21 protein-coding genes are annotated in these 20,955 nt (G+C 69.8%); 14 read left to right on the forward strand and 7 right to left on the reverse strand.

Translation table 11 applies throughout. The features are described from left to right. Positions 1-68: 68 nt before the first annotated feature. Both SCATT_RS27160 and SCATT_RS27165 read right to left on the reverse strand, forming a co-directional pair. On the reverse strand, positions 69-845 hold the full coding sequence (locus tag SCATT_RS27160; RefSeq protein WP_078590834.1) for an MFS transporter: 777 nt from the start codon (positions 843-845) through the stop codon (positions 69-71). A 276-nt stretch (positions 846-1,121) separates the two neighbouring features. Beyond that, the gene (locus SCATT_RS27165) at positions 1,122-1,607 is read right to left on the reverse strand and encodes an MFS transporter (RefSeq protein WP_014146440.1); all 486 of its coding nucleotides are present in this window, start codon (positions 1,605-1,607) and stop codon (positions 1,122-1,124) included. A gap of 104 nt (positions 1,608-1,711) precedes the next feature. On the opposite strand from SCATT_RS27165, the gene SCATT_RS27170 reads away from it, so the two are divergent. Beyond that, entirely contained in the window at positions 1,712-2,296 is a 585-nt protein-coding gene (locus SCATT_RS27170) for a MarR family winged helix-turn-helix transcriptional regulator (RefSeq protein ID WP_014146441.1), read from the forward strand. A 43-nt stretch (positions 2,297-2,339) separates the two neighbouring features. On the opposite strand, the gene SCATT_RS39770 is transcribed toward SCATT_RS27170, so the two are convergent. Continuing rightward, on the reverse strand, positions 2,340-2,477 hold the full coding sequence (locus SCATT_RS39770; protein WP_014146442.1) for a hypothetical protein: 138 nt from the start codon (positions 2,475-2,477) through the stop codon (positions 2,340-2,342). A 321-nt stretch (positions 2,478-2,798) separates the two neighbouring features. Then, complete coding sequence (locus SCATT_RS27180; protein ID WP_078590835.1) at positions 2,799-4,202, reverse strand: carboxylesterase family protein; 1,404 nt, start codon at positions 4,200-4,202, stop codon at positions 2,799-2,801. A gap of 239 nt (positions 4,203-4,441) precedes the next feature. Here SCATT_RS27180 and SCATT_RS27185 point away from each other — a divergent pair, with 239 nt between their 5' ends. Genes SCATT_RS27185 through SCATT_RS27225 form a run of 9 tightly spaced genes read left to right on the forward strand, consistent with a single transcriptional unit; the run spans position 4,442 to position 14,297 of the window. After that, on the forward strand, positions 4,442-5,956 hold the full coding sequence (locus SCATT_RS27185; RefSeq protein WP_078590837.1) for an FAD-dependent monooxygenase: 1,515 nt from the start codon (positions 4,442-4,444) through the stop codon (positions 5,954-5,956). Positions 5,957-5,994: 38 nt separating this feature from the next. Then, positions 5,995-6,792: an AfsA-related hotdog domain-containing protein gene (locus tag SCATT_RS27190; protein ID WP_014146445.1), complete on the forward strand. Its 798-nt coding sequence runs from the start codon at positions 5,995-5,997 to the stop codon at positions 6,790-6,792. Beyond that, a complete protein-coding gene (locus SCATT_RS27195; protein ID WP_014146446.1) occupies positions 6,789-7,487 on the forward strand; it encodes an HAD family hydrolase in 699 nt (232 codons plus the stop codon). Before SCATT_RS27190 ends, SCATT_RS27195 begins: the two co-directional genes overlap by 4 nt. After that, positions 7,484-8,704, forward strand: coding sequence for a CaiB/BaiF CoA transferase family protein (locus SCATT_RS27200; protein WP_014146447.1), 1,221 nt, complete (start codon positions 7,484-7,486; stop codon positions 8,702-8,704). Before SCATT_RS27195 ends, SCATT_RS27200 begins: the two co-directional genes overlap by 4 nt. Beyond that, positions 8,701-9,798 (forward strand): phenylacetate--CoA ligase family protein, encoded by a 1,098-nt coding sequence (locus SCATT_RS27205; protein ID WP_014146448.1) that lies wholly within the window; start codon positions 8,701-8,703, stop codon positions 9,796-9,798. Before SCATT_RS27200 ends, SCATT_RS27205 begins: the two co-directional genes overlap by 4 nt. Next, the gene (gene ccrA / locus SCATT_RS27210) at positions 9,798-11,159 is read left to right on the forward strand and encodes a crotonyl-CoA carboxylase/reductase (protein WP_014146449.1); all 1,362 of its coding nucleotides are present in this window, start codon (positions 9,798-9,800) and stop codon (positions 11,157-11,159) included. The genes SCATT_RS27205 and ccrA overlap by 1 nt, the downstream gene beginning before the upstream one ends. After that, a complete protein-coding gene (locus tag SCATT_RS27215) occupies positions 11,156-12,016 on the forward strand; it encodes an HpcH/HpaI aldolase/citrate lyase family protein (RefSeq protein WP_014146450.1) in 861 nt (286 codons plus the stop codon). The genes ccrA and SCATT_RS27215 overlap by 4 nt, the downstream gene beginning before the upstream one ends. After that, positions 12,013-12,852: a cyclase family protein gene (locus tag SCATT_RS27220; protein ID WP_014146451.1), complete on the forward strand. Its 840-nt coding sequence runs from the start codon at positions 12,013-12,015 to the stop codon at positions 12,850-12,852. The genes SCATT_RS27215 and SCATT_RS27220 overlap by 4 nt, the downstream gene beginning before the upstream one ends. Continuing rightward, positions 12,849-14,297, forward strand: a complete 1,449-nt coding sequence (locus SCATT_RS27225; protein WP_014146452.1) for an MmgE/PrpD family protein — start codon at positions 12,849-12,851, stop codon at positions 14,295-14,297. The genes SCATT_RS27220 and SCATT_RS27225 overlap by 4 nt, the downstream gene beginning before the upstream one ends. 29 nt (positions 14,298-14,326) lie before the next feature. Here the strand turns inward: SCATT_RS27225 and SCATT_RS27230 are convergent, their stop codons facing one another. Further along, a complete protein-coding gene (locus SCATT_RS27230; RefSeq protein ID WP_014146453.1) occupies positions 14,327-15,229 on the reverse strand; it encodes a LysR family transcriptional regulator in 903 nt (300 codons plus the stop codon). Positions 15,230-15,353: 124 nt separating this feature from the next. Here SCATT_RS27230 and SCATT_RS27235 point away from each other — a divergent pair, with 124 nt between their 5' ends. Together SCATT_RS27235 and SCATT_RS27240 are read left to right on the forward strand one after the other, a co-directional pair. Next, positions 15,354-15,860, forward strand: coding sequence for a nuclear transport factor 2 family protein (locus SCATT_RS27235; RefSeq protein ID WP_014146454.1), 507 nt, complete (start codon positions 15,354-15,356; stop codon positions 15,858-15,860). A gap of 41 nt (positions 15,861-15,901) precedes the next feature. Next, a complete protein-coding gene (locus tag SCATT_RS27240; RefSeq protein ID WP_014146455.1) occupies positions 15,902-16,636 on the forward strand; it encodes an SDR family oxidoreductase in 735 nt (244 codons plus the stop codon). Between the two features lie 158 nt (positions 16,637-16,794). Here SCATT_RS27240 and SCATT_RS27245 read toward each other — a convergent pair whose 3' ends face one another. Then, a complete protein-coding gene (locus SCATT_RS27245) occupies positions 16,795-17,394 on the reverse strand; it encodes a TetR/AcrR family transcriptional regulator (RefSeq protein WP_014146456.1) in 600 nt (199 codons plus the stop codon). A 116-nt stretch (positions 17,395-17,510) separates the two neighbouring features. Further along, a complete protein-coding gene (locus tag SCATT_RS27250) occupies positions 17,511-18,089 on the reverse strand; it encodes a TetR family transcriptional regulator (RefSeq protein ID WP_014146457.1) in 579 nt (192 codons plus the stop codon). Positions 18,090-18,246: 157 nt separating this feature from the next. On the opposite strand from SCATT_RS27250, the gene SCATT_RS27255 reads away from it, so the two are divergent. After that, positions 18,247-19,470, forward strand: coding sequence for a beta-ketoacyl-[acyl-carrier-protein] synthase family protein (locus SCATT_RS27255; protein ID WP_014146458.1), 1,224 nt, complete (start codon positions 18,247-18,249; stop codon positions 19,468-19,470). A 200-nt stretch (positions 19,471-19,670) separates the two neighbouring features. Beyond that, the gene (locus tag SCATT_RS27260; RefSeq protein WP_014146459.1) at positions 19,671-20,939 is read left to right on the forward strand and encodes a cytochrome P450 family protein; all 1,269 of its coding nucleotides are present in this window, start codon (positions 19,671-19,673) and stop codon (positions 20,937-20,939) included. Positions 20,940-20,955 lie beyond the last annotated feature (16 nt).

Here is a 20,955-nt window from a genome sequence, read left to right on the forward strand (position 1 = left end):
CCCGGAACCGGTCGTTCGGCATGCCGCGACGAGCCTGGGCGGAGTCCACCGGCTCGTACCGAGCGGCGTCATGCGGAAGGCGGCTTCCTCGGGTCCGCGGCGGACGGATGCGACGGTACGGCGGAGGTCGACACCGTGTCGCGTGCGGGGGTGTGGCGGAGGCGGAGGCAGAGGGCGGCCACGGTGCGGGCGAGGAGGGCGAGGGTGAGGGTGGTGAGGTTGAAGGCGTGGGTGTAGTCGGTGGTTGTGGTGTCGGGGGAGGGGGTGTCGGGGTTGGTGCCGAGTGCGGTGCGGTAGAGGGTGCCGATGGCGGCGACGCCGAGGGCCATGCCGGCTTGGGTGAGGGTGTTGAGGACGCCGGATCCGGCTCCGGCGTCGTCGGTGTGGACGCGTGCCAGGACGGTCTCGACGAGCGGGGCGACGACGAGGGCCTGGCCCAGTCCGGACAGGGCCATCACGGCGGCCAGCAGCCATTGTTGGGTGGCGGGAGGGTGGCCGGTGGCGAGGGGCACCAGGGCGAGGCCCGCCGCCACGACCGTCGCGCCGACCACCGAGGTGGTGATGCCGAAGCGGGCCGCCAGGCGGCGAGAGGCGGCGGAGGCGGCGATGAACCCCGCTCCGAGGGGGACGAAGACCAGGCCGGCGGCCAGGGGCGGCAGCCCGATTCCGGACTGGAGGTGGTAGGTGAGCACGAGGAACAGGCCGGCGTTGCCGGAGAAGAAGACGACGACGGTGAGCATCGACAGTGGGAAGCCGGGGGCGCGCAGCAACCGGCGTGGCAGCAGCGGCTCGGCGCCGGTGTCCTCCAGGTGTTTCTCCCAGCGCAGCAGGGCGACGGTCAGCAGGGCTCCCGCGGCGACCGGGGGGCCAGATCCACCAGGGCCAGCCGGCGTCCGGGCCGATCACCAGGGGCAGGAGGACGGCGGGCAGGATCAGCGCGGTGGCGAGCACGGCGGCCAGGTCGAGGCGCGGCCGGTGGGAGCTGCGGCTCTCACCGACCGCGGGCACCGCGGCGGCGAGGATCGCCACTCCGGCGGGCACGTTGATCAGGAAGATCATGCGCCAGCCGAGTCCGGCGACGTCCAGGTCGAGCAGGAGTCCGCCGCCGACGAGTCCGGCGATCACACCCAGGCCGATGGAGGCGCCGTAGGCGGCGACGGCGCGGCCCCGGTCGCGGGCATCGGGGACTGGGCACGGACGATGGAGAGTACCTGGGGTGTCATCACGGCGGCGGATAGCCCTTGCAGAACCCGCGCCGCGATCAGTACGGGGGTGTCGGGGGCCAGGGCGCACAGCAGTGACGCGGCCGTGAACGCGGCGACGCCGATCTGGAACGTCCGCTTGCGGCCGATGCGGTCCCCCAGACGGCCGCCGGTGACCATGCCTGCCGCGTAGGCGATGACGTAGCCGTCGATGACGAGCTGGAGCGCGCCGAACGAGGCATGGAGGCCGGATTGGATGGCGGGCGCGGCCACGTTGACGATGAACATGTCGATCTGGCTGATGGACATCGCCGCCAGGACCACCGTCAGCCCGGCCCAGTCCCGTCGGGTGGCGCGCCGGGCAGGGGCGGCACCGGTGACCTGACAGCTCGTCGGTGCGGTCATCTTCCTATCCTCGTCTTCGGGCGCCGGGCTTGTGCCCGGTGCCGTGGCGGTACGGGCCAGACTGTATTTAGGTCTAAATTTAGTACTTAACGTTAGGGGTGTCCATGGCACGCGAGCAAACCGAAGGTGTCCACGCCGACCGGGAACAAGCCACCACCGGCGCGCCGGACGCCGTCGAGGAGATCGCGGCGGCCTGGCGGCGGGAGAGGCCCGGCACACCGGTGGAGTCGATCGGCGTGGTGACTCGGCTGTGGCAGCTGGCCAAGCTCTTCGGCGACGACCGCAGACGCCTGCTGGCCGAAGCCGGCGTGGACCCGGCGACCTTGGACCTGCTCAGCGTCCTGCGCCGCAGCGGGCCGCCGTACACGCTCAGTACCCGTGACCTGGCCCGCCAGTCACTGGTGACCGCCGGGGCGATCTCCCAGCGGGTCGCCCGCGCCGAACGCGACGGCCTGGTCACCCGCGGAGCGGCCACCGGCAAGGGGCGCACGGTACTGGTCGCCCTCACCGCGGCCGGTCACGACCTGGTCGAGTCGACCGTCGACCAGGTGCTCGGCAGGGAAACGGAACTGCTCTCCGGCCTCCCACCACACCAGCGCGGGCAACTGTCGGCCCTGCTCGCCACCTTGCTGCACGACGTGCAGGAGCGGCTCGGACGCCACGACGTCTCCCACGTCGGCCTCCCGTGAAGGGCACGCCCGACGCCCATGGGACGCCCGCCGCCCGCGCCGCTCAGTAGCCGTGGGCGCTTGGCGCGTTCCGCCCGCCGTCCACCGGGGTGTTCGCCCCGTTGACCGCGCGCGACAGGTCGGAGATGTCGAGTGGCAGCGGCGTCTGCTGGTGGGAGCGGAGAACCGATCGCTCGGCCACGGCGGCATCGGAGCGGTGGCTCGTGGCGTCGGCGCCTGCGGGGTCAGGGGTGCTGCCCGGGGTGCGCGAACTGGGCGCCGGTAAAGCCCTGTTCGAGCAAGCCCGCGGGGTCGGCGGTGGCCACGAGCGCGTCGTGGATCCGGTGGTCGGGCCTCGACGTCCACGGCGATCCCCGTCTCGCCGCTGCGCTGGACCACCAGATCCACCCACGAGCTCGCTGCGGACTGGAACGTGGTGTGGCGCCGTTCCCGGTGGATGAGCGGCACCGGAAAGCTGGATTCGCCCTGGTCAGGTGACCGCGAGTCGGCGCGATGCCGGTCGTCACCGACGGAAAGCGCGGATGGTGTGTCCATCGCGCAGGTCGGGGTTGATCCATTTCGCGGTGGGTTCCCGCGCCGTGTACGTTGCCCACCCCGGGTGGCCGTGCCGGGCCAGGTTGATCAGACCGAGTTGGTCCTCGACGGCGGCGCGACGATCCGCGTCGGTGCCGAGCGGGCCGTCCAGGTCGTGGAAGAGCGCGGCCTTGTCGACCGCGTGCACGGCGCGGTGAGCCAGCCGCGGGTCGCGGGCGAGGACCGACAGCGTGGGGTGGTAGTCGAAAACCTGCGCCCAGCATGTCCCGCCGCCACCGGCGACCGCGCTCATCAGCCGTTCGGCGGGCTCGACGTAGAGTTTCCGGGTCAATGCCTCCAGCTTCTGCTCATGCGTGCTGCCGTCGTCGCCGAGGACCTCGGCGTACTTCTCCGCGACGTCCTTGGGCGAGCTGACCGCCTCGTACATCCCGGCTTCGTCCGAGGTGACCGAGACGAGGACCGGGACGCCCGTGGTCAGGCCCTTGCCCATCGCGAGCAGCGGGGAGTCGGGGATGACGTCGCCATCAACGCACGGTTGGTACGGAACCGGGCCGGATCGCAGCATCTTGCCGTGGATGTAGCGCAGTGCGACATTGTCCAACCGCGCCAGGTCCGGCGCGCTGTCCGCCAGCGAGCCGGCGGCGGTGAGGAAGCGGTTGGCGAACTCGGACGCATCGGACAGCGTGATGACGTTGTCAGCGTTGCCGCTGTAGATCGCCGCCTTGTGGAACAGCCCTTGCGCGGCAGGCACGCCGAGCAGCGTGGCGACATCGGACGCCCCGGTGGACAGGCCGAAGAGGGTGACGTTGCCGGGGTCGCCGCCGAACGCGGCGATGTTGTCCCGCACCCACTCCAACGCGAGCAGGTGATCGCGGACCGGCAGGTTCGAACTGTGCGCGTAGTCCGACGGGGCGAGTTCGCCGAGATACAGCCAACCCCACGGCCCGAGCCGGTAGTGCGGTGTCACCACCACCACGTCGTGATAGGCGGCGAGCACCCAGGGGTCCACCGAGGGAGAGTTGCCGCCGAGCATGTGCCGCCCGGGGTGCAGCCACACCAGAACCGGTTGCGGGTCCGGCCGGCCGGGCCGACGCGACCAGACGTTCAGGTTGAGGCAGTCCTCGCTTTCGACGGCATCCGGGTAAATGGGTGCCCACTTCTTCCGCGGCCCGACCGGGACCTGCCAGCAGACCGGCCCCCAGGTGCGGGCGTCCACGCGCCGGGCGGAACGGAGTGGGACCGGTGGGGAGAACCGCTCTGGGATGCTTCCATAAGGGATTCCCCGCCAATTGGGCACGCCGCGATCCATAAATCCGCATGCCATGCCGGATGTGGTCTCGACTACGAGTTCGCCGACCGTGCTTTTGGTCATCCGTAAATCCTAGTCCTACCTGGGTTCCAGCTGATCCTGGCATGCCGGCGAGGCATACCGCCACCCCTGAGCCCGCCCATCTGGTCGATTGCCCGAAATGACGCCACCGATCGTCTGTCCTGACCAGCCGGACGTCCGTTCCTACAGGACCGGATGCCCGTTTCTACAGGCCGCGTTGCCGTTTCGAACAACGGTTATTGGTCATTGCATTCGGATACCGGAGCCCGTAGCATGACCGCATGCCCACTGGGACTTCCACAGTCGTCATTGTCGGTGGCGGACCGACCGGCATTATGGCTGCATGCGAGCTTCGCAAAAGGGGTGTGCGGACTCGCGTCTTCGATCGTCGGTCCGCACCGGCGACCCATTCCAAAGCGCAATTACTATGGCCACGAACGCTTCAGATTTTCGCAGATCTCGGGATGGCGCAGCACGCTCGTGATCGAGGAATTCCGATGCGCGGATTCCAGTATTTTTCGTCGAAGAAACGCATCGGGCGACTCCGGTTCGAAGCGGCTACCGCACCGCTGTGCCTTCCGCAGAACATCACCGAAGAACTGCTCACCAACGCGCTGCGCGACGTGGACGGCGGCGTCGAGTGGGAGCACACGGTCACCGATGTCGACGCGGGCCCCGACGGTGTCCGGCTGAGCGTTCGCCGACCGGACGGCAGCGGCATGACTGTCGACGCCGACTGGGTCATCGGCGCCGATGGCGCCCACAGTACTGTGCGCAGCGCGCTCGGCATCGACTTCGTCGGTGACACCTACCCCAGCTTGTTCATGCTGGGTGATTTCCGGGCAGCAGGTGATCTCTGCCGTGATGAGGTGCGGTACTTTCAGAGTCCGGGTGGCATCCTCGTCATCGCTCCGCTCCCCGGGAACTACCACCGGGTGTTTGTCAACGTCCCGCGCGACACCGACGCCGCATCGCTCGCGATGATTCAGCAACTCGCCGATCTCCGCGGTCCCGGCGGAATACAGCTGTCGGATCCACAGTGGCTCACCCTGTTTCAGGCTCATCGACGCATCAGCGCCAGCATGCGCGCCGGGCGCTGTTTCCTGATCGGCGATGCCGCCCATGTCCACTCCGTTGCCGGTGGCCAAGGACTGAACACCGGTCTCCAGGATGCCCACAACCTCGCGTGGAAGCTCGCCATGGTCGTGCACGGAACAGCAGGCGAAGCCCTACTGTCGACCTACCACAGCGAACGGCACCGCATCGCCAAGCAGGTCGTTCGCAACACCGATGTCCAGACCCGGGCATGGCTCGTCACCGCGCCGTGGAAGGCACAGGTCCGCGACATGGCGTTCGGTATCGCGGAGCGCTCTGAAACCGTACAACGGCATATCGCCGCCACGATGGCGGGCAATCGTCTCTCCTACTCGCCGGGCAAGTTCCCGAGCTTGTCCGGGAAGCACCGGCATCCCGGGCGGGTGGGGACCGTGTTCCCCACCGACATCCAGGCCGTGGCCGGTACTGCGCCGCATCGCTTTCTGCTGCTCACGCTGGGCAATGCCGATCACCCCGCCGAATCGAAGGCCCGCCGGATTGCCGAGAACCGGTGCGACGTGGTTCAGCACCACCACCTCACTGTGCCAGCACCCCGCCTGCTGTGTTCGTCGTGGTGCTACTACCTGATTCGCCCGGACGGTTTCGTTGCCGCGCATGGTTCGGCAGCCGGGCTGCCCGACATCGACAAGACGCTCCGAGAAATCACTCGTGAATCCGCTGTGGCAGGACGAGAAGTCTGAACGACGCGGCAGACCGCCTGAGCAGGTAAGAGGAGACCGTGACCGTGACTTCCACGACAGACAGCGTCCCCGCACAGACCGAGGCTCACACGATCGTTCTGGTCGGTGAGCGATTCCAGACATCCGCCGCGCTGCCGGGAGTCCGCACGGTGTCCGAGTTCGCCGCCACGGTCGCCGCCGGCGAATACCGAGGCACCACCCACCCCGTCGAGATCGTCAGGGGTCAGGACGTCAGCGACGACGCACTCGACGACCTGCGGGCCACCCTTGCCCGCCTGGGAATGACCGACCACGTGCGCATTTCCGACGACGTGGAGTCTCGCGCGGCGGACCGCGACGTCGTACACAAGCACAATCCGGAGAACGTCCTCCTCGCCGACCTGCGGCAACTCGGACCGCAGACCTTCACGGCGCGGCTTCGAGTGGACGGCCGCAACGAGCTGCTGCAGGACCATCAGACCGGCTTGCACGTGCAAGGGATGGTCGGTGTCGAGGCCGCGCGACAGATGTTCCTCGCGCTGTTCGAGGTCGGCTATCGGCACCATTGGCCATCGAACAAGTACTTCGTGGTATGGAACTCCATGGAAATCGACTTCGAGAACTTCCTGTTTCCGTTGCCGGCCTCGATCACCGCTACGGTGCTGAACGCCGATCTCCATGACCCGAGCAAACTCGACTTTCACGTCCGAATAGAGATGCAGCAGTCCGGCAGAAGGGTCTCCTGTGCGACAATCAATTTCACGGCATTCGAGTGGGACCGCATCGGCGCGGTCGAGCAGCGCAGGGCTGCGGCGGCCGTGACCAACCTCAACGGCACCGGACGGTCGGCGACATGACGCGCCCTGCCACTCCGGTGGCGTTCTTCGATGTCGACGAGACGATCGTGAACGCCAAGACGATCTTCGAGTTTCTGCGCCATCACCTCGCGGTCGCCGGTGACCATGGCGAGCGATACGACGCGATCCGCGCACAGCTCCACGCGATGCAGTCACGCGTTGACCGAGCCGAGATCAACCGTGCCTACTACCGTCAGTACGCGGGTGTGGAGTGGGAACGGTTGATCGTCGAGGGCCGGCGATGGGCCCGCGAGTTTCTCGACCGGCCCGACGCACTGATCTCCGCCGGGGTCGACGCATTGCGGCGGCACCGCAACGCCGGGCATCTCGTCGTATTCGTCTCCGGGTCGTTTCTGCCCTGCGTGGCTCCCATCGCCGACGCCCTTGGTGCCGACCGAGTGCTGTGCACCGATCCCGTCATCGACGATCACGGAGTCATGACCGGGGAGATCGCCGTACCGATGATCGGTCCGGCGAAGGCCGCCGCCGCGACGGCGCTCATGATCGAACACGGGATCGACCCCGTCGTCTGCTACGCGTACGGCGATCACGCCAGTGACCTACCCCTGCTGCGCAGCGTCGGTAACCCCACGGTGATCGGATCCGACCTGGTTCTGCGCGCCGCCGCGCACGACGCGGGCTGGCCCGTGGTCGCCTCGGACCCGATAACTTTCAGCGAAGCGAGACAATCATGACAACAGGGCCGGACGACCCGCCCAACTCCGCGCTGCCGTTGGCGGACATCAGGGTTCTCGACATATCAACGCTTTTCGCCGGACCGTACGCGGCGCAACTGCTCGCGGATTTCGGCGCCGACGTCGTCAAGGTGGAACACCCCTCCGGTGATCCGTTGCGTGGTTACGGCCACTCGCACCAAGGCGTCCCGTTGGCCTGGAAAGTGGTCAATCGCAACAAGAAGGGGATCGCTCTCGATCTCAAGGACGCCGCGGACCGGGAACGATTCCTGGGATTGGCGGCACAGGCCGACGTGGTCATCGAAAACTTCCGTCCAGGAACCCTGGAGAGCTGGGGGCTCGGCCCGGACGTGCTCCATGAACACAACCCACGACTCGTCATCACTCGGGTGACCGGTTTCGGACAGGACGGGCCCTACGCGCGGCGGGCCGGTTTCGGCACCCTGGCCGAAGCCATGAGCGGTCTGGTCGCCATGTCCGGCGGTCCTGACGGGCCGCCCCAGTTGCCCGCCTTCCCGGCTGCCGACGCGTTCGCGGGCGTACAGGCGGCGTACGCCACCCTGATCGCGGTACACGCCCGTGATGCGATCGGCAAGGGCCAGGTCGTCGACATCTCGATCACCGAGTCGATGATCGGCGCGCTCGGCGCGCAGCTGACCGTGTACGACACGCTGGCGATCAAGCCGGAGCGAGTAGGCAACGCCTCCAGGAGCAGCGCGCCGCGCAACGTGTACCAGTGCGCCGACGGCCGCTGGGTGGCCGTGTCGGCCCCCGCACGGGCGGTGGCGGAACGCGTGGTCCGCCTTGTCGGCCGGGGTGATCTGGCCGAACAGCCGTGGTTCGCCTCCGGGATGGGCCGGGTCGAACACCGGGCGGTGATCGACGACGCCGTCGGCCGGTGGATCGCCGCACGCGAGCGCCCCGCGGTGATCGCGGCGTTCGAGGCCGTCGCCGCGGCCGTCGCCCCGATCTACGAGGTCGACGACGTCCTCGCCGATCCGCACTTCCAGGCCAGGGACTTGGTCGTGCGGGTGCCCGACGCCGAACTGGGCAGCGTCCTCATGCCGAACGTGCCCTTCCGTCTCTCCGAGACGCCCGGCCGGGTGCGGTGGGCCGGGCCGCGGCTCGGGGAACACCGTGACGAGGTGTTCGGGATCCTCGACGAGCCTCACGACAACGCCGCCCCCACCGACGAAAGGGAACGAACGCAGCGATGAACGATGAGCAGCGGTGGGCCATTCTCGACCCGTCACTCGACCCCGACGACCCCGAAGAGTACCTGGCGACCGCTATGGCCTGGCATTTCGGCGCGGACACCGGCTCCCCGTTCTGGTTGCGGCGCGCCAAGTCGCTGGATTTCGACCCGGTGACGGACGTGCGTACCTTCGACGACCTTCGCCGCTTCCCCAACGTCGTCAGCGAACTGCGCACCGTCCCGGTCGAGGACCTCGTTCCGCGCGGCTACGGCCCGAAACCCCCGGCACCGAGGGTGTTCGAGAGCGGCGGCACCACCGGGGCGCCGAAGCGGGCCATCCTGATGCCGGACTGGGTGGAGAGCAACGTCGAGCGCATGATGCGTGGCCCGCAGTTCGCCGGACGCCAACCCTCCAACATCCTCTATCTCGGCCCGACCGGTCCACACAAGGCCGGCGCGCTGTACGACTTCGTCGTCGAGCGCCAGCGGACCGTGAAGTTCACCATCGACATGGATCCCCGGTGGGTCAAGAAACTCACCAGCACGGGACGCAAGGACCAGGTCGAGGCATATGTGGACCATGTGCTCGACCAGGCGGAGCACATCCTCGCCACGCAGCGGGTGGGCCTGCTGGTCATCACACCACCGCTGCTGCGGGCCTGTACCCGGCGACCGAGCCTTGTCGAGCTGATCAACAGCAAGGTGGAGCTGATCTTCTGGGGCGGCGCGCACATGACCGTTGACGAGCGGTTCGAACTGAGCCACGAGTTCTTCCCGTCGGTGCGGATGCTCAGCCGTTACGGCAGCCTCATGATCCTGGAGAGTGCCATGGAGCGGCCCGGCCGATCCGCCGACGAGGACATCGTGTACGACCCGCGCAGCCCGGTGGTGACGTTCCGCGTCGTCGATCCGGCCACCGGAGAGCCTGTCGGCTACGGCGAACGCGGTCAGGTCGTCATGAATCATGTCAGCAAAGGCATGTTCCTGCCCAACAACCTGGAGCGGGACACCGTCATCCGCGTGCCAGGACCGCCCGGACACATCGGGGACTCGGTGTCTTCACCCGCTCCACTGGACGCGTTCGAAGGCGAGACCGTGGTGGAGGGGATCTACTAGTGACACCCCTGACGGCACTACCGGAGCTGTCCGCCGCCGTGGTCGCCGGCGCGTCCGCGGAGGAACTGGCGGGAACGCCGCTGCCCGAACGGTTTCCGGCCGCGCACCTGCTGGCCGACGACACCCGCATGTTCGATGGCGACACCGACAAGGACGTGCGCAGGTCGTTGCGAGTGGGGCCGGTCGACATGCCCGAGCTGGCTCCGGACGAGGTGCTGGTGGCCGTGATGGCCAGCGCCATCAACTTCAACACGGTCTGGTCGGCCATGTTCGAGCCGATCCCGACGTTCCGTTTCCTGGAGCGGATGGCTGCCCGCGGCGGCTGGGACACCCGGCACAACCTGCCCTACCAGGTGGTCGGCTCGGACGCCGCGGGGGTGGTCGTACGGGTGGGGAACGGCGTGCGCCACTGGTCGATCGGCGACCACGTGGTGATCAACCCCAACTACGCCGACGACCAGGAACCCGACACCCAGGCCGACGGCATGCTCGGCCCCGGACAGCTCGCCTGGGGTTTCGAGACCAACTTCGGCGGACTCGCGCACTACGCGGTGGTCCGCGCGACCCAGTTGCTGCCCAAACCCGCGCACCTGACGTGGGAGGAGGCGGCATGCAACCCGCTGTGCGCCGGGACCGCGTACCGAATGCTGGTCGGCGAGCATGGCGCACGGCTCAAGCAGGGCGACACCGTGCTGATCTGGGGCGCCTCCGGCGGACTCGGCGGATACGCGGTGCAGTTGGTGCGCAACGGGGGCGGGACCGCGGTCGGTGTGGTCGGTACGGAGGAGAAGGCGGAGGCGGTGCGCCGGCTCGGTTGCGACATCGTCGTCAACCGGCACGAGATAGGGCTCGACGACCGCGCCGCGGACGACCCGGTCCAGGTGGTCGCGGTCGGCAAGCGGCTGGGCAAGCTGATCCGCAAGGAGACCGGTGACGACCCGAACATCGTGTTCGAACACGTCGGCCGGGCGACATTCGGCGCGTCGCTGTTCGTGGCGCGGCGTGGCGGCGTCGTGGTGACGTGCGGATCGAGCACCGGCTACCAGCATCAGTTCGACAACCGCTACCTGTGGATGCGGCTCAAGCGGATCATCGGCAGCCACGGCGCCAACTACCAGGAACAGTGGGAAACCAACCGCCTGATCAGCACGGGCCGGATCGCGTCGATGCTCTCCGCCGTCTACCCACTCGACGACGTGGGCGAGGCCGCGCGCATGGTGCAGACCAACCAACACCTCGGCAAGGTCGGCGTGTTGTGCCTCGCTCCGCGACCCGGTCTCGGCGTCACCGACGCCGGACTCCGGGCCGCGCTCGGCCCCGACCGCCTCGCCCCACTGGCACCGGACCTGGCGCGGCCATGAACCACGTTCTCAGCTACTTGTACGTCTCCGGCCATCTCCCGCGCCAGATCGAGCGGGCGTATGCGTCCGAGTGCGGCGCTGTCGTTCTGGATCTCGAGGACAGCGTCCCCGACGAGAAGAAGGACTACGCCCGCGACGCGGTCGCCGAGGTGACGGCGCGCGCTACCGGCAAGCCGACCTACGTGCGGGTGAACTCGGTGGGCTCCGGGAGATGCGCCGACGACGTGCTGGCCGTCGCCGGACCGGGCCTGTGGGGCGTTCGGCTGCCGAAGGTCGCCGGTCCGGACGACGTCCGGACCGTCGATGACCTGCTGGACACGGCCGGTTCCCCCGCGACCGTCCACCTCCTGCTGGAATCCGCGTTCGCGGTGGAATGCGCGTACACCCTGGCGAAGGCGGCGAGCCGGGTCGAGTTGCTCGGCCTCGGCGAAGGGGATCTGCGGGTGGACCTGCGCTGTGATGCCGACGGGCCGACCATGGACGCTGCCCGGGTACGCGTGGTGACCGCGTCGCGGGCCGCCGGCCTGGGGTGTCCGCCGCAGTGCGTGTATCCGGACGTACGCGATCCGGCCGGGCTGCGGGAGAGCACCCGACGCGGCAGAGGACTTGGGTTCTTCGGCCGTATGGCACTGCATCCGGCGCAGGTGCCGGTGATCCATGAAGTCTACACCCCGACCGCCGACGAGATCGCGGAGGCCCGCGAGATCTGCGCGGTCGCCGAAGCGGCCCGGCAACGGAGCACGTCGGTCGTGATCACGGAGCGACAGGGCCGGCTCGTCGCGCCGCCGATCACCGCGCAGGCGAAGCTCACCCTCGAACTCGCGCATGCCCTCGACCTGATCAAGGAGCCGTCATGACGGACACGGAGAGCGTGACATCCGACGCGTTGCTGGCGGCCATCGCCCAGGGTGTCAAGACGGTGGACCTGGCGCAGCCACTGTTCAACGGTATGCCGTGTTCCCCCAACCACCCCGGCTTCAAGATGGCGCTGCTGCGGCGGCACGGCGACTCGGTCCGACCCGACGGCACCTCGGCGGCCAACGAGATCATCGTGACCGGCGGCCACGTCGGCACCCACATCGACGCCTTCGCGCACGCCTCGCACGAGGGCCGGTTGCACGGCGGCTGGGACAGCGGGCAAGCGCAATCCGGTGGCCGGTTCACCGTCCACGGTGTCGAGACGATCTCGCCGATGGTCTGCCGCGGCGTGCTGTTGGACGTGGCCGCCGCGCACGACACAGACTGCCTCCCCGGTGGCTACGGGATCACCGCGGAGGACCTCGACCGGGCCGCCCACCGTGCCGGTGCCGAACCGGGCCCCGGTGGTGTGTGCCTGATCAACACGGGTTGGAGCACGTGGTGGCCGGACCCGGATCGGTACCTCGGTCACGAGACGGGCGTGCCCGGCCTGACACCGTCCGCCGCCGAGTGGCTGGTGGACCACGAGATCATCGCGGCCGGCACGGACACCACCGCGTTCGAGCAGATCCATCCCGGAGCCGGGCACGCCGTTCTCCCGGTCCATCGCATGCTCCTCGTCGACGTCGGCGTGCACATCGTGGAGAACCTGCGGCTGACCGATCTCGTCGACCTGGGCACAGCCGTGTTCGCGTTCGTGCTGGCACCCTTGAAGATCCTCGGCGCGACCGGCTCACCCGTCCGTCCGCTCGCGCTGGTAGGCGGTAACCGATGAACACACCCGCACAGCGACTGGCCGCGCTCGCCGCACAAGCCGCCCGCACCGGCCTGCCGGCTGACCTCAGGGAGACCTCCGTCTCCCGCCTGGTCGACCTCGTCGGCAACAGTATCGCGGCCCTCGACTGCGAGCCTGCCCACATCGTGCACGAACTGACCAGAGCCTGGGGCGGCGTATCCGCGACCACCGCGATCGGCTCCGCTCAGCGGTTGCCGGCACCGTCCGGGGCGCTGGTCAACGGCACGCTCGCGCACTGCCTGGATTTCGACGACTCCCACTTGCCGTCCGTGCTGCACCCGTCCGCGGCGGTGATCCCGGCCGCCCTGGCCGTGGCCGAGGAGGTCGACGCGGGCGGCGCCGCGCTGCTGGACGCGATCACCATCGGCGTCGAGGTCACCTGCCGGCTCGGCATGGCCGGATTCGACCCGGCCGTGAAGAACTCGGTCTTCTTCGACCGCGGCCAGCACGCCACCGCGATCTGCGGCACGGTAGGCGCGGCCGTCGCCGCCGGCATGCTGCGCGGCCTGGACGCGGAAGCACTCACGTCAGTGATCGGGATCGCCTGCAGCATGGGATCGGGCGTGATCGAGGCCAACCGGACCGGCGGCACCATCAAGCGGGTGCACTGCGGCTGGGCGGCGCACAGCGGAGTGGTCGCCGCCGATCTGGCCGGGCACGGCCTGACCGGCCCACCGACCGTGCTGGAAGGCCGGTTCGGCTTCCTCAACGCGTTCTGCGGCGACCGGGCAGACCTCGGCCAACTGACCGACGGCCTCGGCGAGCGCTGGGAAGCGGCCACTGTCTTCTTCAAACCGTACCCGTGCAACCACTTCACCCACCCCGGCGTGGACGCGGCCCTGCGGATGCGCGCCGCCGGGATCGACCCGGACGCCGTCGAGTCCCTGGTACTGGGTGTCCCGGCGCCGGTGGTCCACACGATCGGCGAACCGACGGAGGAGAAGCGCCGACCGCGCTCCGGCTACCACGCCGCGTTCAGCGGCCCGTTCACCGTGGCCGCGGCACTGCTGGGCGGCGGCGGCCTCGGCCTGTCCCACGAGGACTTCACCGACTCGGCCGCCCGGGATCCACGGCGGCTTGCGCTCGCCGCGAAGGTCCGGGTCGTCGCCGACGACGAGTGCGGCGCCGTGTTCCCGAGGCAGATGCCATCGGTGCTGACGGCCACGCTCGCCGACGGATCGCGACACACGGAACGCGTGCCGGTGAGCCTCGGCGGACCGGGCAACCCGATGTCACAAGAGCAACTGACCGCCAAGTTCCGGCTCAACGCGACCAGAGCGATACCCGAGGACCAAGCCGACCGCATCGCCGACCTGATATGGGCCCTGCCCACTGGAACCGACGTGAGCGCGTTGACCGATGCGCTCCGCAGCACTGTGCGACGGCCGATTCCCGACTCCGTCGGTACGACACCGCGATCCTGACCGGACGGCTCGTCGGACACAACGGGGCGTCAAGGCGACGGGGTGGGCTCCTGCACCACGCCGAGTGCGGCCTGGCTGAAGGCTCGGATGCGGGCCGTGGCCCCGTCCACGAGCCACACCAGGCCCCACTCCACCGGCGCGGCGTCCTTGAAAGGCACATACGTGACATCGGGGCGGGCGAAGTAGCGTCGCGTGTGAGCGCCGACGGTGGCGACGCCTTCGCCCGCGCCGACGAGCGTCAGCATCTCGGTGAACGTCATGGCCGCCGGTCCGTGTGTGATGGGCTGTCCGGTGGGGGTATGGCGTGGCGCGCGATCGTCGCGCAGGGAATCGGGCAGAGTCTCGGGAATCCGGAGGACGGTGACGCGGGCCAGGTCCTCGACGGAGACGGCTGTGCGGCGGGCGAAGGGATGGCCTGTCGGCACGGCGAGCATGCGTGCTTCGCGCACCAGGACCGGCCCCATGACGACGTCGTCGCGTATCGGATGGCCCGTCAGGGCGACGTCCGCCTCCCCGCTGCGCAGCCACGGCAGGACTTGCGGCAGTTGTGCTTCGCGGAGCTGGACGTCGCAGTCGGGGTGCCGGGCGCGGAACGCCTGCGTCGCCCCGACCATGAGCTGGCCCGCGGCCGGCCCGTCGAAGGCGACCCGTAGCAGTCCGGTCAGGCCGCGTCCGGCATCGACGGCGCGTGTGAACGCGTCGGTGATGCGGTCCCAGGCGGGCCGGGTCTCCTCGTACAACTGCCGGCCCACCGGCGACAGTTCCACCCGACGGCTGGTGCGGTGGAACAGTGGGACGCCGATGCGGCGCTCCAGCTTGGCGATCGTCTGACTGACCCGGGCGGTGGAGATGTGCAGCCGCTGGGCACTGCGGCCGAAGTGCAGCTCCTCGGCAAGCGTCAGGAACGCCTCCAGCTCGTACCGCTCCAGCATCCCCGGACCTCTCCATCGTTAACCTGGGCTTCACGATCGTTGCACAGGTGCGCATTGATGCCCCCTGTGGCCTGCAGCAGGATCAAGGCATCGGAACACCACTTGACCTGCTACGGAGAACATCATGTACGTCACCAGCGGGAGCGCCCTGACCGCCCCCTCCACCGACGCCGCCGCAGTCGTCGCGGAGCTCAGGGACCGCGCCGAGATCGCCGACGCGCTCTACCGTTTCGGCCTCGGCCAAGACCTCAAGGACAAGGAGCTGTTCGCCTCGGCCTTCGCCGCCGACGCCGAGCTGGACTTCCGCCCGGCCGCCGCCAAGTGGGGCGCCAGGCCGCCGCTGATGTCAGGGCGCGACACCATCGTCACCACCATCCTGGGTATGTTCACCGGCCGGGTCGACACCACCCACCAGGTCACCAACGCACGGATCGCCGTCGACGGCGACACCGCCCGCCTGACCGCCCTGGTGGAGGCCCAGCACCTGCTCACCGCCGACCCCACCCGGCACGCGCTGCTGAAGAACCCCTACGACGTCGAACTCGTCCGCGACGGCGACCGCTGGGTCATCCGCCGGCTCGTCATCGACAACACCTGGTTCGTCGGCGAACCCACCGCCATCTTCGGCTGACCCCCGGCCCGGCAGGACCGACTCTTCCAGGAAGGCATGACATGAAATTCGCAGTGATCGGCGGAACCGGGCTGATCGGCTCCAGGATCGTCCAAGTTCTCGCCGAGGACGGGCACGAAGCCAGAGGGCACGCTCGATCCACCGGCGTGGACCTCCCCACGGGCGAAGGGCTCGCCCCGGCGCTGGCGGGCGCCGATGCCGTCATCGACGCAACGCAGTCACCCACCGCCGACGACACCGCCGCCGACTTCTTCCGGACCGCGACAGCCAACCTCCTCACCGCGGCCGAGGAGGCCGGTGTCCAGCACGCCGTCCTGCTGTCCATCGTCGGCGTGGACCGGGTGCCCGGCCTCGGCTACTACCGGGCCAAGGTCCTCCAGGAGGAGCTGTACAAGACCGCGACGGTCCCCTACTCCATCGTCCGCGCCACCCAATTCTTCGAGTACATCGACGCGATCATGTCCTGGACCACGCGGCGCGACAGCGTTCGGCTGCCCCCCACCCTGCTGCAGCCCATCGCCGTCGCCGATGCCGCCCGAGCCGTCGCCGACATCGCCACCGGCGCCCCTCTGCACGGCGTCCGCGACGTCGCCGGCCCCGACACGTTTCTCCTGGACGAGCTCGGCAAGATCACCCTTGCAGCCCGTGGCAACAGCCGCCTCGTCGTGACCGACGACGAGGCCGGCCCCTTCGCCGCCGCATCCGGCACAGCCCTCACCGCGCCGTACGGCGCGCACATCGCCCCCACGCACTACCGCGACTGGCTCGCCGCCTGACCACGAGCTGATTCGGGTTGATGGCGAGGCGGCCGGGTGACTCGCAGCGCGGCCCCTACCGCCGCCACTTCGTCGGCGTCCGCACACCGGCCGGCGGGCTCGGCGAGCAGCCGCTCCAGTGAGACCGTCCCGATCGTCCCGGCCGCCCGCCGTGGTCGTCAGCGCCGTTCGGGACCGGACAGCAGGGCGCTCAGGGAGACCAGGTAGGGGTCGGTGTCATCGGTGGGGCCGAGGACGAGGCGTGCCATCTGGGGCAGGGCGAGCGGTAGGACGGCCATGCCGACGGCGAGGAGGAGCCGGGTGGCGGCCGAGCGGTGGTCCAGTCCGCCGCCTGAGGCGGCGGCGAGGGCGGTCACCAACTCGGCGTAGCCTTCGGCGCGTTGGGGTTCGGCGGGCACCGGGCTGTCTCCGTAGTGCAACGCCTCCCACATCATCAGCCGGATGACGTCGGGGTTCCGCCGGTGGAACTCGTGGATGGCGCGTACCAGGGCGACCGGTTCCACGGCGTCTTCGGGGGTGCCGGAAGGCCGTCCGGAAGGCAGGACGTCGGCCGCGTGGCCGCCCAGGGCTTCGGCCACCACCGTGGCGAAGAGCTGTTCCTTGCTGCCGAAGTAACCGTAGATGCGCTGCTTGTTCACGCCGGCCTCGTGGGCGATGCGGTCGACGCGGGCGCCGCTCATCCCGTACGCGGCGAACTCGGCGCGGGCTGCCGCCAGCAGGCGGGCGCGGGTGTCTTCCGAGCGTGTGCTCGTAGTCATGGCGAGATGGTACTCCAGTTGCTACCAACTGGTTGGTAGCAACTGAGCGCTTGACGTCCTCCGCTACCTGATGATGCGTCAGATGCGTGGCGGGTCGCTGCCGGAAGCGCCGCCGTTCATCTCCCGCCGTCGCCCAGCGCCCTTGCCGTGGCGACGACATGGGCGCGCAGGTCGGCGGGGTCGGCGGAGGCGGTGCCGAGGATGAGCCGTGTCATCTGCGGGAAGGCCAGTGGCCAGACGGCGATGCCGACGAGGGTGAGGAAGGTGGCCGCGGCGGGGGCGTCCAGGGTGCCCCCGGTGGCTTCGGCGAGCGCGGCGGCCTTCCCCGCGTACGCGTCCGTTCTGTGGTCCTCGTCCGGCAGGGCGCGTCCGCCGTAGTGGAGCGCCTCCCACATCATCAGCCGGGTGAGTTCGGGGTGGCGCAGGTGGAAGTCGAACATCCGGCCCGCGTACTCACCCAGGTCGCCGGAGGGGGGTCCGACACTGGCGGCGTGGTCGCCGAGGGCTTCGGCGACCACGGCGGCGAACAGGTTCTCCTTGCTGCCGAAGTGGCCGTAGATGCGCTCCTTGTTGACGCCCGCGCTGTGCGCGATGCGGTCCACGCGGGCGCCGCTCATCCCGTGCGCGGCGAACTCGGCGCGGGCCGCCGCCAGCAAGCGGGCGCGGGTGTCCTGCGAGCGGCTGGTGGTGCTCATGCCGGAATCTTACGGTACGGTCGCCCAACTAGTTGGTTGACCTCTTGCCTGGCAAGAAAACCGCAGGTGGAAAGCGTTTTCCGGGGCCCGGGACGCTGCTCGGTCGAGACCCTTGGCGCTTGCCAACCAACCAGGAAGTTGGTTAGCGTCCGGCCCCATGCGAACGAGCACGATCGACGTCTGGGTGACCGGTGCGGGTGCGATGACCCCGGTGGGCGAGGACGTCAGCACGACCTGGTCGGCCCTGCGGTCCGGGGCGAACGGCATCGGTTCCCTCGACGAGGAGTGGGCCGAGCGGCTGCCCGTCCGGATAGCCGCGCGGCTGACCGCCGACCCCGCCGCGGCACTGAAGCGGACCGAGGCCCGCCGTCTCGACCGCTGCGAGCAGATGGCCCTGGTGACGGCCCGCGAGGCGTGGGCGGACGCGGGTAGCCCCGAGACCGACCCGGAGCGGCTGGCCGTGGTGATCGGCACCGGCATCGGCGGCGTGACCTCCCTGCTCGGCCAGAACCACACCCTGGAGACCTCCGGCCCCCGGCGGGTCTCCCCGCACACGGTGCCGATGCTGATGGCCAACGGGCCGGCCGCCTGGGTCAGCATCGAGTTCAACGCGCTCGCCGGGGCGCACGCCCCCGTCAGCGCCTGCGCGTCGGGTGCCGAGGCGCTCGCGCTCGGCATGGACCTCATCCGGGCCGGCCGCGCGGACGTCGTCATCGCCGGCGGCGTGGAGGCCAGCGTCCACGCGCTGCCGCTGACCGCCTTCGCCCAGATGATGGCGCTCTCCACCGACAACGACGACCCCGCGCACGCCTGCCGCCCGTTCGACACCAGGCGCAACGGATTCGTCCTCGGCGAAGGGGCCGCACTCGTGGTGCTGGAGAGCGCCGAGCACGCCCGGGCCCGCGGCGTCACCACCCCGCACGGCCGACTCCTCGGCGCGGGCACCAGCGCCAGCGCCTCGCACATCACGGCGTCCGACGTGCCCGGGCAGGTCCGGGCGATCCGCCAGTCACTGCGCGACGCCGGCCTCGGCCCGGCCGACATCGGCCATGTGCACGCCCACGCCACCTCCACCCCGCAAGGGGACCTGGCCGAGGCGACCGCCATCGCCGAGGCGATCGGCACCCACCCCGTCGTCACCGCCACCAAGTCCATGACCGGGCACCTGCTCGGTGCCTCCGGTGCCCTCGGCGCCATCGCGGCCCTGCTCGCCCTGCGCGACGGCACGGTGCCCCCCACGCGCAACCTCGACGAACTCGACCCCGGCATCGAACTCGACGTCGTCACCGGCGGCGCGCGCGACGGACACTGGGACGCTGCCCTCGCCAACTCCTTCGGCTTCGGCGGCCACAACGTCTCCCTGGTCCTCGGCCGTCCCTGACCGGACACCGCCCCGAAGACCTCGGGGCCGCACGTGAATTCGTACGGGGGACCCTCACCATTCCTCCGGCCGTCTCGCCCCCGTCCCGGGCCAGGCGGCCGGGGGAGCGGCACGTCTCGACGCCGCGCCGCATCCGTCATCGCGCGCTGCCCGCTTCACCGCGACGCATCGCGAGCACAGGAATCCGAGGGCTTGACAACATGACAAGTGCGAACAACGACGCCTCCGGCGGCTGTCCGGTCGGAGGCACGCACCACGCCTGCCCCGTGGAACTCGACCAGGAGTTCTACGCCGATCCGCACCCCACCTACCGGGCCATCAAGGCACAGGGCAACAGGCCGACGCCGATCGTCCTGCGGACCGGCATGGCCTACCTCCCGCCCGGTCTGCGCGGCTGGCTGGTGACGGCCTACCAGGACGTGGAGTTCGTCCTGCGGGACCCACGGTTCCGCAAGAGCATCGACGAGGCCATGCCCCTCTTCGCGGCCGGCACCGGCCGCGAAGGCGGCGGCGACCGCTCTTCGCTGCTCTACGACAACATGGCCAACAACGACCCGCCCAAACACACCCGGCTGCGCAAACCCCTCAACGCGACGTTCACCGCACGGGCCGTCGCCACCAAACGGCGCGACATGCGGCGCGTGGCCACCGAGACCCTGGACGCGCTGGCCGGACGCGACACCTTCGACCTCGTCCAGGACTTCGCCTTCCCCTTCTCCATCGCCGTCATCTGCGACACCCTCGGCGTCCCGCGCGAGGACCGCGGCACGTTCCACTCCTGGGTGCAGACGATCACCGGCGCGGCCGACCACGAGACGCTGCGCCGTGACACGGGCCTCATGGCGCAGTACCTGCGCGACCTCATCGGCCGCAAGCGGGCCGGCACCGCCGACGACGTCCTCACCCAGCTCGCGACGTCACTGGCCGAGGACGAGGCCGTGGCCCAGGCGTACGCGCTGCTCGCGGCCGGATACGAGACGACCGCCAACCTCATCGTCACCGGGTTCCTGACGCTGGAACGCAACCCGGAGCAGAAGAGGCGGCTGTGGTCGGACCCGTCGCTGGTACCCGGCGCCGTCGAGGAGATGCTCCGCCACCAGTCGCCGTTCAACCTCTCGCTCTACCGCTACGTCACGGAGGACGTCGAGGTGGGCGGGGTGGAGATCCCGGCGGGGGCCATCGTCTTCCTGTCCTTCGCCGCCGCCAACCGCGACGAGCACCGCTTCGCCGACCCCGACGCGTTCGACATCACCACGCCCCGCCGCGAGCACCTGGCGTTCGGCGGCGGCATCCACAACTGCATCGGCAAACACCTCGCGCGTCTGGAGGCGGAAGTCGCCTTCGACGCCCTCGTCCGGCGCTGCCCCGGCCTGTCGGTGGTCACCCCCGCCGACCGGTTCGTGTGGAAGGCGAGCCCGACGTTCCGCGGTCTGAAGAACCTCGCGGTCGGGCCCGGCCCTCGCGACTGAGCGCCCATCGCGGCCC

Source organism: Streptantibioticus cattleyicolor NRRL 8057 = DSM 46488, from assembly GCF_000240165.1.
Taxonomy (GTDB): Bacteria; Actinomycetota; Actinomycetes; order Streptomycetales; family Streptomycetaceae; genus Streptantibioticus; species Streptantibioticus cattleyicolor.